The organism is Tenacibaculum sp. 190524A02b, assembly GCF_964036645.1.
Taxonomy (GTDB): domain Bacteria; phylum Bacteroidota; class Bacteroidia; order Flavobacteriales; family Flavobacteriaceae; genus Polaribacter; species Polaribacter vairaonense.
The window spans coordinates 4,421,999-4,434,464 of record NZ_OZ038525.1; the positions used below are offsets into that span (position 1 = coordinate 4,421,999).

The 12,466-nt window shown below is 29.6% G+C and carries 10 protein-coding genes; 7 read left to right on the top strand and 3 right to left on the bottom strand.

Translation table 11 applies throughout. The features are described 5' to 3' along the window. Positions 1 to 111: 111 nt before the first annotated feature. Complete coding sequence (locus ABNT65_RS17855; protein ID WP_348746497.1) at positions 112 to 2,433, bottom strand: outer membrane beta-barrel family protein; 2,322 nt, start codon at positions 2,431 to 2,433, stop codon at positions 112 to 114. A gap of 304 nt (positions 2,434 to 2,737) precedes the next feature. Between ABNT65_RS17855 and ABNT65_RS17860 the strand changes: the two genes are divergently transcribed. Genes ABNT65_RS17860 through ABNT65_RS17875 form a run of 4 tightly spaced genes read left to right on the top strand, consistent with a single transcriptional unit; the run spans position 2,738 to position 5,433 of the window. Next, complete coding sequence (locus ABNT65_RS17860; RefSeq protein ID WP_348746498.1) at positions 2,738 to 3,808, top strand: sensor histidine kinase; 1,071 nt, start codon at positions 2,738 to 2,740, stop codon at positions 3,806 to 3,808. A gap of 1 nt (position 3,809) precedes the next feature. Continuing rightward, positions 3,810 to 4,520, top strand: coding sequence for a LytTR family DNA-binding domain-containing protein (locus ABNT65_RS17865; RefSeq protein ID WP_348702611.1), 711 nt, complete (start codon positions 3,810 to 3,812; stop codon positions 4,518 to 4,520). 36 nt (positions 4,521 to 4,556) lie between these two features. Then, the gene (locus tag ABNT65_RS17870) at positions 4,557 to 4,958 is read left to right on the top strand and encodes a heme-binding protein (RefSeq protein ID WP_348746499.1); all 402 of its coding nucleotides are present in this window, start codon (positions 4,557 to 4,559) and stop codon (positions 4,956 to 4,958) included. Positions 4,959 to 4,962: 4 nt separating this feature from the next. Continuing rightward, positions 4,963 to 5,433, top strand: a complete 471-nt coding sequence (locus ABNT65_RS17875) for a regulatory protein RecX (protein WP_348746500.1) — start codon at positions 4,963 to 4,965, stop codon at positions 5,431 to 5,433. 51 nt (positions 5,434 to 5,484) lie between these two features. On the opposite strand, the gene ABNT65_RS17880 is transcribed toward ABNT65_RS17875, so the two are convergent. Together ABNT65_RS17880 and ABNT65_RS17885 are read right to left on the bottom strand one after the other, a co-directional pair. Continuing rightward, complete coding sequence (locus ABNT65_RS17880; RefSeq protein WP_348746501.1) at positions 5,485 to 8,907, bottom strand: T9SS type A sorting domain-containing protein; 3,423 nt, start codon at positions 8,905 to 8,907, stop codon at positions 5,485 to 5,487. 116 nt (positions 8,908 to 9,023) lie between these two features. After that, a complete protein-coding gene (locus tag ABNT65_RS17885) occupies positions 9,024 to 9,569 on the bottom strand; it encodes a hypothetical protein (protein WP_348736706.1) in 546 nt (181 codons plus the stop codon). A gap of 142 nt (positions 9,570 to 9,711) precedes the next feature. Between ABNT65_RS17885 and ABNT65_RS17890 the strand changes: the two genes are divergently transcribed. The 3 genes from ABNT65_RS17890 (at position 9,712) to ABNT65_RS17900 (ending at position 11,972) form a co-directional block, all read left to right on the top strand. Continuing rightward, positions 9,712 to 10,671, top strand: coding sequence for an NAD-dependent epimerase/dehydratase family protein (locus tag ABNT65_RS17890; protein ID WP_348702616.1), 960 nt, complete (start codon positions 9,712 to 9,714; stop codon positions 10,669 to 10,671). A gap of 99 nt (positions 10,672 to 10,770) precedes the next feature. Next, positions 10,771 to 11,361, top strand: coding sequence for a thioredoxin family protein (locus tag ABNT65_RS17895; RefSeq protein ID WP_348702617.1), 591 nt, complete (start codon positions 10,771 to 10,773; stop codon positions 11,359 to 11,361). A 131-nt stretch (positions 11,362 to 11,492) separates the two neighbouring features. After that, entirely contained in the window at positions 11,493 to 11,972 is a 480-nt protein-coding gene (locus ABNT65_RS17900; RefSeq protein WP_348702618.1) for an ABC transporter ATPase, read from the top strand. Positions 11,973 to 12,466: the final 494 nt, after the last annotated feature.

The following is a 12,466-nucleotide window of genomic DNA, read 5'->3' on the forward strand; positions in this document are numbered from 1 at the left end:
ATCGTCAAAGGGTATAATACCCCAAGGCTTGTCATGAAATTAAATTTATTATCTTATTAAATGCATTGTGAATTTGGGAGGTAGTTTACTGAAAAAAGTTTATTGTTGAGGTTAGTCTGGTAAACGATCTCTGTCTTTTTTAGTTCTATTAAAACGATAAGTGAACGTGATAGAAGTGGTTCTTCCAACTCTTCTGTTAAAAGTGTTTGAAGTGTAATTTTCTCCAGTAATTAATTGTTTTACAACTCTAGTGTCAAAAATATTATTCATGTTTATGGTAACAGAAGCTTTATCATTCCAAAAATCTTTACTAGCGCCAATATTTGCCCAATATTGATCTTGTGTAAAAATTTGTCCACTTTGTCTGGCAGCTCTATAGTTTACACTAGTTTGAATGTTGAATTTTGAAAATTTTAAACGCGCATTTAATCGTGTAAACCAAGTTTGATCTTTTACGGTATAAATTCCTTTTTGGTCAAAAGCATAGTAATTAAATTCACTAGATAAACGTAACCATTTGTATGGAGAATAACGAATGGCAAGTTCTGCACCTAATCTATTTTCTTTTCCTGAATTAATAGGTTTAGACACCAAAGCTCCATCTTGGTCAATGCTTACTTGGGTTTCAAATAAATTGGTAGTGTGTTGATAATACACAGATGGATTTAAAGTAAATTTTGACCAACGTTTTAATGTTCCTAATTCAAAAGAATTGGTATACATTGGGTTTAAATCTGGATTTCCTACGCGGAAATTTCTTCGGTCTGAATACCCTCCAAAAGGATTCAGTTGCCAAAATCTCGGACGTCTTATTCTTCTACTATAACTTAATTGTAAATTGGTAGCTTTATTGAAACTATACGTTAAATGTATGGTAGGAAATAAGTCAGTATATTTTTTATCTGTAGTAAAAATGTTTTTCCTGTCGGTGCTTCCTGTATTGGCATGTTCAGCACGTAAGCCTAATAAATATTGAAACTTGTTTTCCTTATTTCCGTATTGAATGTAGGCACCGTAAATGCCTTCATTGTATCTTAATAAATTATCAAATCTGTCTAATAAAGCGCCATTGTCCCAAACTTTATAATCACTATCAATATTTCTAACTTCTCCTTTGATACCTAATTCAACATAAGATTTTTTAGTAATTGGTAATTTAAAATCTGATTGAAATAAAAAATCTTTACTACTTTCAATATCTCTAGTTTGTAAGGTACTATTATTAGCGTTTGGCGTTAGTTGTTTTTCTTCAATAAATTCATTTTCATCATCATTCCAAAAATCATATTGTAAGTTAACCGTAAGTTTTTGTCCTTTTTTAGCAAATGTTTTTACATAATTCAATTCAATTTGATTGGCTTTTTGTGGTTCTCTATAGTTTAAAGTATTGGCAAATGACTCTTCTATTTGGCGGTTGCTGTTTAGTGTATTTATTAAATAATCTATTGTACGCTTTCCTACATTACCTCTATAATAGTAACTTAATGTAAGTGTATTATGATCGTTTATATAATAATCTCCACCAAAATATAAATTAAATACACTAAAATTTACATGGTTGGTAGTTTTTCTATCTAAATAAGAAGTAGCTGCATTATTGTTAAAATCAGTTCTGAATAATGAACTATTACCATCAAATGATAAGTAACGATAACGTATGTTAGAGAATAAATTAACTTTTTCTTGTTTGTAATTGATGTTGTAGTTAATACCATGGTTATCTGGCATTCCTGTGGTTAGTTGTAAAGAGCTACCAAAACCACCTTTTTTATTTTTCTTTAAAATGATGTTGATGATTCCAGCAGTTCCCTCAGCATCGTATTTGGCAGAAGGATTGGTAATTACTTCTACTTTTTCAATACTTTCAGAAGGGATTTGTTCTAAGCCATTATTGTTAGTTAACACAGAAGGTTTCCCGTTAATCAGTATACGAACACTTGTGTTACCCCGTAGGCTAACAGTACCTTCAGTATCTACATTTACAGAAGGAACATTGTTTAAAATATCATTTACTGAACCGCCTTTAGAGAGTAAATCTTTACCAACATTAAAAACACGTTTGTCTAATTTGTATTCGGTAGTAGATTTCTCGGCAATAATTTCTACTTCTTCTAGAGCCTGTGCATCTTCAGATAAAAAAATAGTAGGTAATTTTTTATTGTTAGTAATAGTAATGTTGTTAATAGTATGAGGTTTGAAACCAATAAATTCAGCTTTTAAGTGGTAAGTCCCAGGTTTTACAGTTACTATAAAGTTACCTTCATTAGAAGTTGATGCCCCAGAAACTACTTTGTTAGTAGTAGTAGTTATAACAATGGTAGCAAGCTCTAAGGGTTGTTGTGTGTTTTTTTCTACTACTTTTCCAGTAATTTTTATTTGTGAGAATAGATTTAAAGAGCATAATAAAATGAGTAGGTTACAAATGTTTTTCATAATAATTAGTTTTAATCGCAGCGCGATTGTCAAAGAGTTACTTTTTCGATGTCTTAAATCGATGGGTTAAAAAATATTTTATGTTCCCTGTACATTTTACAAGGGAAGTGATTAATAGCACAAATATGACGTTAATAAATAAGTGGATGTTTTGAAATAGATGAATACGTATTTAAAATCGACAAAAATGAATTTAATCACCATAAAGACTTGTTTAGGTAGTAAAAGGTTGCATTTGGGAGTAAAAAGTTTAAGTTTGTCGATAACTTTCTGTAAAAACCAACTTGTAGGTATCTTTACCAATATGAATACAATTACGAACATCATTAATTATTTTCAGAAGAAAAGAGGATTAAAGCATTTATTGTTTTGGATAGCAGTTTTATTATTGCATATACCTAGACAACTTGTATTGAGGGATAATGCCGATTTTGTGACTATTTTGGTAATGCACGGTTGTATTTTGGTGAGTCAAGTTTTAGCAGCTTATTTTTATGCTTATTTTGTTATTCCCAAGTTCTTAATTAAGAAAAAATACATACAGGTTATACTTTTGTTTTTAATAGGAACTTATGTTTTTAGTGCTTTAGAAAGAATTATGGTGGTTCATGTAGGAGAAGCTTTAGTGCGCAAGCCTCCATTTACACAAGAACCGATTTTAGAGATATTGACCGATTGGAAAAAATTACTAAAGCATTATGTGCCTAGTATGTATTCAGTGGTATTGATTTTCCTTTTTGTAAAGTATTTTTTAGATTATAAAAAAGTTAAAGAACGTGATTTACTATTGAGTAAAGAAAAAACGGCTAATGAATTAAAGGCTTTAAAAGCACAATTAAATCCTCATTTTTTATTTAACACACTTAATAATATTTATACATTATCATTAGCGAACTCACCAAAAACCCCAAGTTCAATAGGAAAATTGTCAGAAATTCTAGACCATGTTTTATATAAGTGTAATCAGAAATTTGTGCTTTTATCTAATGAGATAAAATTATTGGAAAATTATATAGAATTAGAGAAATTACGATATGATGAACGACTACAAGTAAAGTTTCAAGCTACTATTGATAATGATAGAGAAATTCCTCCATTGATACTATTGTCATTAGTAGAGAATGCGTTTAAACATGGGGCAGGAGAAGATAGTGGAGCTCCAAAAATTTGGATTGAAATTAAAAACAATCAAGAAGCATTTGAGTTTTGTATAACAAATACAATTGCAGAAGGATATAGACTTAAAAAAGAAAGTATAGGGTTATCTAATATTAGAAAACAATTAAACTTGATTTATAAAACGGATTATGACTTACAAATACAAGTAGGAGAGAAGAAATTTAAGGTTGTTTTAAAAATTAATCAAAAAGTATAGAATGATGATTAAATGTTTATTAGTAGATGATGAGCCGTTAGCCATACAACTTTTAGAAAGTCATATAGAAAAAATACCTTCATTAGAAGTGGTGGCTACTTGTAATAATGCTTTAAAAGCTTTTGAAATTGTAAGTACTCAGGAAATTGATTTGTTATTTTTAGATATAAAAATGCCAAATATTACAGGGATAGATTTTTTAAAAACAATAAAGAATCCTCCAAAAACAATATTTACAACTGCTTATAGAGACTATGCTATTGAAAGTTACGATTTAGAAGTGGTGGACTATTTATTAAAACCAATAACTTTTGAACGTTTTTTTAAAGCGGTTGACCGTTTTGTACGTACAAAAAATATAGTAAAGCAAGTTGGTAAAAAAGAAGAAGAAGAGTTTTTACTTTTAAAGTCAGGGAATAAACATCATAAAGTATTTATAAATGATATATTATTTATAGAGAGTTTAAAAGATTATGTAAAAGTGCATTTAAGGAACGATAAACGTATAGTAGCTAAGTACAAAATAGGAGAGATGGAAATAGAGTTAAAAGAAAAACGTTTTTTACGAGTTCATCGCTCTTATATTATTAATACGAATAAAATATCAGCATTTACCTTAAATGATATAGAGGTAGATTCAATTGAAGTACCCATTGGGGCTAGTTATAAAGAAAAGGTTATTTCTTTTTTAAATAGTATTAAAAAATTATAGGACTACTTTAATACATTTGTGAAAAATGTAATTATAATGAATCTTACTTTAAAACAAGCTAAATTAATTATTCAAAAAGCAGAAGAAAAAGCAGAGGAGATAGGTGTAAACATGAACATAGCTGTAGTGGATTATGGAGCTAACTTATTAGCGTTTGTAAGAATGGAGGAAGCTTTTTTGGGGGCTATAGATATTGCTATAAAGAAAGCAAGAACAGCAAGACTATTTAATAAAAATACGGGTGATTTAGGAAAGTTATCAAAACCAGAAGGGCCTTTATTTAATATAGAACATTCAAATGGAGGACTAATAACCTTTCCTGGTGGTGTGCCCATTAAGAATGAAGAAGGAAAAGTTATAGGAGCAATTGGTGTAAGTGGAAGCACGGTAGAAAATGATTTTGAGGTAGCAAATACAGGAGCTAATGCTATAGTTTAGTTTTATGACTAAGAAAGTATTTACTGTAGAGGAGATAAAAAGAAAAATTGAACAATACTGCATCTATCAAGATAGATGTCATAAAGAAGTAGAAAACAAACTAAAAGAATATCGATTAATTGCTGAAGCAAGAGAACATATTTTATTGCACTTATTGGAACATGATTTTTTAAATGAAGAACGATTTTCTAAAAGTTTTGCTAGAGGGAAATTTAGAATTAAAAAGTGGGGGAGAGATCGTATTGTTAGAGAGTTGAAGTTTCGGGATATTTCTACTTATAATATTAAAACAGCTTTAAAAGAAATTGATGAAGAAGCGTATTTTAGTACTTTGTATGACTTAATAGAAAAGAAAAACAATCAAATAAAGGAAGAAAATATTTTTAAGAGAAAAAAGAAGGTAATTGATGCGCTTTTATACAAAGGTTTTGAACGAGACTTAATTTATAAAACTGTCAATGAAATAATATCATAAAAAAAGCGAGGTTTTTAAGCCTCGCTTTTAGGTTAAAGAATTATTATGTAACTATTTTAATAATAATTTTTTGGTAATTAAAGCCCCGTCTTGTTCAAGATTTAATAAGTAAATACCTTTCGCGTAATTTTGAAGATTTAATTGATGAGTTTCACCAGTAATGTCTTTTTTAGAAATGATTTCTTTACCAGTAATATCTAAAACTTTTAAGTTAATTGTTTTTCCTGCTTCCCATTTTATATTGAAAATAGACTCAGAAGGGTTTGGGAATATAGAAATGTTTTTGTCTATAGAAATAACATCATCATTAGTAGATAAAACACCTTCTATAACTAAATCATCTATAACCACACCTTCTTTAGCTTCTAAGTCATCAGTAATAAAAGCAAATCTGAATAAGATATTTGTTTCATTTGCAACGCTTGATAAATCGTGCATGTAAGTATGTACATCTGAATTTTTTCCGCCATTAGGATTGTTTCTAGCTCCTTCACCTGTCCATTGTTTACCAGGAAGGTTGTTAACTGTAGTAGAACTAGTGTACCAGTTATTACTATTTGCATCACCCAAAGTGGTCCAATTTAACCCTTGATTCGTTGAATACTCAACAATTAAATAATCATAATTGTTTTCAATATCAAAAGCCATTTTAAACTTTAAAGTAGGGTTACTTATAGTAGATAAGTTATAATAATGTGTGTAAAGGTATCCTTTGGCTTTGTTAGGGTAATTTCCTACTCTTTTAGTAACGTAAGCTCTATTACCAGATGGAGTTTTTAATAATGTTTTATTTACATAGCCTACTTCCCACATATCATTTTCGGTAAGTAACTTTTCAGATTCATTCTCAAAAGTTATTACTTGAGAAGGATTGTTGTTAAAAGTATTTACTAAAAATGTTTTAGCTGTTTTATTATTAGAAGTATAAGTTTCATTAGTTAAAATAGCATTAATGGTAAGTGTGTTATTTCCAAAAGGAAGGTTGTCAACTTTAGGAATATTAAAACTTATTTCATTTCCAGAACTTAAATTTCCTGTCCAATTGTATGTGTTTTTGATATCGTTGTAGTTATATTCCAGCTTAAAAGAAGTTATTTCTTCTGTTCCTAAATTTTTTACAGTTACTTCAGGTTTTAAGCTATTAGGGCTGTATATAATATCAGAATTAATATTATTGATAGAAACTACTTTTATATCTAAAGCATGTTGTTGGGTAGGTATATCTGTATAGAAAACACCACGTCCGTAAGTAGCAGCGTATAAAGTAGCAGCTTCTTCATTAATTTCTAAATCTCTTACTTGGGTATTGGGTAACCCATTATCAAATGTTTTCCATTCATTTAAGTCATCATTGGTATAATAAACCCCTAAGTTTGTTCCTAAATAAACAGTATTATCAGTACTTTTCGCGTAATGTTTAATTACAGTCTTAGACTCAGAAGGAAGGTTTCTGGTGATGTCAGTAAAATTAGGATTGTTACTTCTAATATTAGAAGTTTTGTACACAGTCCAGTTAGTTACTACCCATGCTGTATTAGAATCATTATTGCTAATTTCAATAGAGTTTATATATTCATTAGCAAAAGGAACTTTTGTAAAAGTAGTTCCTTTATCGCTACTTCTGTATAAACTTTGGTTTCTTACAACATAAATATAATTATCATCATTAGGATCTATTTCAACTAAATTTAAATCACCTCCAAAAGAATGATTTGAAACTTTTTTCCAAGCATTACTTTCTAATTTATAAAGTTGACTATAACCAGCATATAATTCACCTTTTGAGTTAGCAGATAAAGGAGTTACCCATCTACCGCCACTATCATTATTGTCTCTATCAACTTCAGCAGCTGGAGCGCCTACCCAATTGGCCTGGCTTTTACCTCCGTCGTTTGAAATATTTAAACTACCACCGTATTGAGTAAATCCGTAAAAAATATTAGGGTTTTTAGGAGAAACAAGGCCTTCCATTCCATCTCCTCCATGATAATTATACCATTTGTCACCTGAAAAACCAAAACCACCATTATCTTGTAAGCCACCAGCTATAGTTGCATTAATAGCTTGTTGTGATACAGAAATTTTATAAAACTGACTAATAGCAAGACGTTTAGTTAGGTCAATGAAATTTTTTCCTTCATCAGTAGAAACATAAATACCTCCATCTGTACCTGCAAAAAATTTACCATCTAAAAAACGTAAAAAGTGAATATCGGCATGTGTATATGAGCTAGAGTTAGGATTGTACCATTCATTTAATTGTGTAAAAGAATTTCCTCCATTAGTAGATTTCCAAATATTTAAAACACCAACATATACAATATCAGGGTCAGCAGAAGAAACTGTTAAAGCTAAATCATACCAAGCCTGTGTGCTTTTGAAAATATCATTGGTTTCTTGTGTTCTTGAAAAAGATTCTCCACTATCAGTAGACTTATAAATTCCATTAAAACTACTACGACTATTACTAGCACTAACAATGTATATATAATTAGCGTTAGCTTTTGTAACATCCATGGTAAGTCTAGAAGAGTTAGATAGACCAGTAATTGTTTTTTGAGTAAAACTATTTCCACCGTCAGTAGATTTGTAAAACTGATCTTTCGTTACAGCATACCACACATTTGGATTACCTGGTTTCATTTTTAAATCTAATACATTAGCGTTAAGAACTCTATTCCATGTATTACCACCATTAGTAGTTTTTTGAACGCCTTTACTAGTAGCTACTAATATCGTTTCAGGATTGTCAGGGTTAATATAGATTTCATTCATAGACCTTGGGTTTCCAGAAATAGCACCAGTATTATTCCATGTAGTACCGCCATCTGTTGATTTCCATACACCAACTGAATAAGAATCATTAGCATCATCATCACCAGTAGCAATATATATGATGTTTGAGTTAGTAGGGTGAATAGCAATACCAGATACACCAATTTGAGGTAAATAATCTGTTAAAGGTTGCCAGTTCAATCCAGCATCGGTTGACTTCCATATACCCCCAGCAGGACTACCTACATAGTAGGTGTTAGAATTGTTAGGGTCTACAGCAATGGCATTTACTCTTCCTTGTCCACTTTGTTTGAAGTTTCTAGCATTGTATCTGTTGGAGTTTTCAAAAGGACCTAAAGCTCTCCAGTCACCATTGTTTTTTCTGTTTTGTTCACTTAGTTGATTTTTTTCAGCCCAAGCTTTCCACAAATCTTGAGGAGGAGCAATAATACCTTCTTTATTGGTGTATTTAGACCAATGATATTCCCATCTTTTAAAAGGTTTTAAACCACTACCTTTTTTATTTCTATCAATAGTGTTAAAGTAATTTTCAGCAGATTTTGCTATACTTTTTAAGGTAGGTTTGCTTTTTTTATAAAGCTTATCAGTATCATTTGCCCAGGGGGCGTTTTCTTGTAATTGTGCTTGTAACGTAGCTACAAAACACAATAATAGTAAGGTGAAAATTGTTTTTTTCATTCGGGGTTGTGGGTTAATATTTCAAGAGTTTATTGTTGTTAACTAATTGAAAGCAACAACGGGATCAATATAATTGATATTAGTATAACATTTTCTGATAGAAAATCCCTACCAGTTTATTCAACTTTTTTAAACACATCATCTATCTTTACAGCCTTGTCAAATAACTCTTTTTTGTAGATACTACTTATTTTAGAATTAAGACTGTTGTAGGTATTAAAAATATTCTGTATTTGACCATTTACTTGTTGTGCTTTAATAGCAGGAATATAGGTCATATCTGCTAATCGTAAAATTTCGTTTTCAAATACATTAATTCTGGCTTTAAAAGCAGCCGTTTTTAATATGTTTATATCATTACTATCTTTAGCTTTTTTAATCAAAGATTTTAATTCTAAAGCATTGTTGAGGGCTTCTTTAGCTGAGGTTTTTTCATATATACTCATAAAGTCAGCTAAATCAAAATATTCTTTCCAAGATTGTATCTTTTCAGTAGATAATTTATCCAGATGATTTATCTTGTAAGTATTGGGAATATCCATCCCTACTTTTTTAACAATAACTTTTTTAGCCTGTTTTTTGTTTTCAGAGCAACTTAATAGTAAAATAGAAATAATAGTAATTCTTAAAAATAATTTGGTAAACTTTTCTAAATATCTCATGCTGTAAAATTACTGATTTATTATTTATGCTCAAATAGTTAGTATGTTTTGTTTTATTATTGAAGTTTAAAAAATAATATTTTTCTTTTGTGAAATATTAAATTTGGTACTTTTGTAAGGGTATATTTTTGAATTATTAATAATGAATAGCAAAATACTAATTATTGGAGCCTGCGGACAAATAGGTACGGAATTAACGCAGAGACTTAGAGCAATTCATGGAAGTGATAATGTTGTAGCATCAGATATTAGAGAAGGAAATTCGGAAATGATGGAATCGGGACCGTTTGAAATAGTAGATGCAACTGATAAAGAACGGATTTTAGAAGTAGTTAAAAAGCATCAGGTTACGGATGTTTATTTAATGGCTGCTATGTTATCTGCAACAGCAGAGAAGTACCCTCAAAAAGGATGGGAGTTAAATATGACTTCCTTATTAGCTGTTTTAGATTTAGCAAAAGAGAAGTATATTGAAAAAATATATTGGCCTAGCTCTATGGCTGTATTTGGAAATACTTCTCCTAAAATGAATACACCACAACAAACTATTATGGAGCCGTCAACAGTATATGGTATAAGTAAAATAGCAGGAGAACATTGGTGTAATTATTACCATGATAAGTATGGAGTAGATGTACGTAGTATAAGGTATCCAGGCATTATTAGCTGGAAAACATTACCAGGAGGAGGAACTACAGATTATGCAGTTGATATTTATTTTGATGCATTAAAGAAAGGAACTTTTGAATGTTTCTTAGAAAAATCAACAAGACTACCAATGATGTATATGGAAGACGCTATTGAAGCGACTATCAAAATTATGGAAGTAAGTAAAGAAGAGGTTAAAGTCAGAACCTCCTATAATTTAGCAGCAATTAGTTTTACACCAGAAGAAATTTATAACGAAATAAAAAAGCATATTCCAAATTTTAAAATTTCCTATAAACCAGATTTTAGACAGGCAATTGCTGATAGCTGGCCGCAAGTAATTGATGATTCAGAAGCTAGAAAAGACTGGGGGTGGCAGCATAAGTATGATTTAAGGTTAATGACAGAAGATATTATAGAAAGTCTAAAAAAGAACCAGCATCTTTTAGTGTAAGTAAAATAAAAAGTTACGTCTAAATTATTGCAAACGCTAACTTAAGTAACACCATTAGTGTTGTTTTTGTTAAAGCTATAGCCTTAAAGTTAATAGTTAATGAAAGAAATAATAGTAGAAAGTTTAAAAAAAGCAATCACTTACGAAGAATATAGGAGTTTAGTTAATTCACTAATTTTAGAAGGGAAGTCAACCGGAGATAATCAGTCTGAAGAGCTTTTAAATTATAGTGTTTTAAATGATAAGCGCATGAAGCGTTTAGATAAAACGATTGAAATATCACAAGAATCTATAGAGAAAGTAAAAAAAATAGATAAACAGCAAACTTGGTTGGTGTTAACAGAAGGATGGTGTGGAGATGCAGCTCAAAATTTACCTATAATTAATAAATTGGCTAAGGAAAATACTAACATAAACTTACAGTTAGTGTTAAGAGATGAGAATAAAGTGTTAATGGATAGGTTTTTAACAAATGGAGGTCGCTCAATACCTAAGTTAATAGCTTTAGATGAAAATAAAGATGTGATAGCCACTTGGGGGCCAAGACCAACAGAGGCTACAAAGATGGTTAAAGATTACAAAGAAAAAAATGGAAAATTGGATGCTAAATTCAAAAAAGATTTGCAAATTTGGTACAATAAAAATAAGGGTAGAAATACTGAACAAGATTTAACATCATTATTGAGCTAATTTAATTAGAATTAAAAGTTGAAAAACCGCTTAACTATATAGTTAGGTGGTTTTTTGTTTTAGTAGTTTGAGAATAATTAAAGTATAATTTCACTACTTAATAGTTCATTATATTTGCCAAAAAATATAAAATGTTTATAGATAGTAAATTATTGTCTGAAGAAGCTAAAGTATGGATATACCCTTCCAGTAGGAAGTTTTATCCGCAAGAATTAGATGAGGTACATAAAAAGATTAAAACTTTTGTTGAAAATTGGAAATCTGATAAAGAAAACTTTAAAGCTTCTTATGAATTATTATATGACAGATTCATTGTTTTTTACGCAGAGGAAAATGAAGTGATAGAAAATTCTGACTTAGATAAACAAGTTGGTTTTATTTTAGAGTTACAACAGTGTTATGAAGTAGAGTTGTTAGATAAAATGAACGTTTGTTTTAAACAAGGAGAATATGTACAATATAAAGAGGTTAAAGAATTCAAAAAAATGCTAAAAAACAAATCAGTATCTCCAAAAACCATTGTTTTTGATAACCTAATACAAACAAAATATGATTTAGAGAATTATTGGGAAGTGCCAATTACTGAAAGTTGGTATAATCGATTTTTGTAATAATTGAGAAAAGGATATTTTGGTATAAACTACCCTTTTTGGATTGGAAACTTTATTTCCTCATTTTTAAATGCTTTTATCCATTAAAAGCTTATTTCCATTATTAGAAACTCTTTTTTATATAAATTTTTGAGAGTATTTGTAAACATTATCTAATTGATTTGTTTTAAAATAACTTTCAGATAAATATTTATAGGCTTCATTAAATCATAGTTTATACGAATATTATAGAGATGTGGTTTGTGTAATTTATTTCTAGCTGTTATTTGTTTTTTTATGCTTTTTATAAAAAGCAACACCTGTTTAGCTAATTATAGGAGTTGTATTCTTTTAAGTTAAGATTTTGATTTAGTTTTACGATATATAACGCATATAAATTAACTTACTATGAAAAAAGTTTTAATAGTTCCGTTTCAGCTAGGATTTTTTCTAACGGTGTGAAAAATTGGAAGAGATGAGTAAGAAGTTATGGGTACAGATAAACAAAATCAAAA

Coding starts and splice junctions, on each gene's coding strand:
- ABNT65_RS17875 (WP_348746500.1), top strand. CDS start 4,963: ATGACTAAGAAAGTATTTACTGTAGAGGAGATAAAAAGAAAAATTGAA.
- ABNT65_RS17880 (WP_348746501.1), bottom strand. CDS start 8,907: ATGAAAAAAACAATTTTCACCTTACTATTATTGTGTTTTGTAGCTACG.
- ABNT65_RS17885 (WP_348736706.1), bottom strand. CDS start 9,569: ATGAGATATTTAGAAAAGTTTACCAAATTATTTTTAAGAATTACTATT.
- ABNT65_RS17900 (WP_348702618.1), top strand. CDS start 11,493: ATGTTTATAGATAGTAAATTATTGTCTGAAGAAGCTAAAGTATGGATA.
- ABNT65_RS17890 (WP_348702616.1), top strand. CDS start 9,712: ATGAATAGCAAAATACTAATTATTGGAGCCTGCGGACAAATAGGTACG.
- ABNT65_RS17865 (WP_348702611.1), top strand. CDS start 3,810: ATGATGATTAAATGTTTATTAGTAGATGATGAGCCGTTAGCCATACAA.
- ABNT65_RS17860 (WP_348746498.1), top strand. CDS start 2,738: ATGAATACAATTACGAACATCATTAATTATTTTCAGAAGAAAAGAGGA.
- ABNT65_RS17870 (WP_348746499.1), top strand. CDS start 4,557: ATGAATCTTACTTTAAAACAAGCTAAATTAATTATTCAAAAAGCAGAA.
- ABNT65_RS17855 (WP_348746497.1), bottom strand. CDS start 2,433: ATGAAAAACATTTGTAACCTACTCATTTTATTATGCTCTTTAAATCTA.
- ABNT65_RS17895 (WP_348702617.1), top strand. CDS start 10,771: ATGAAAGAAATAATAGTAGAAAGTTTAAAAAAAGCAATCACTTACGAA.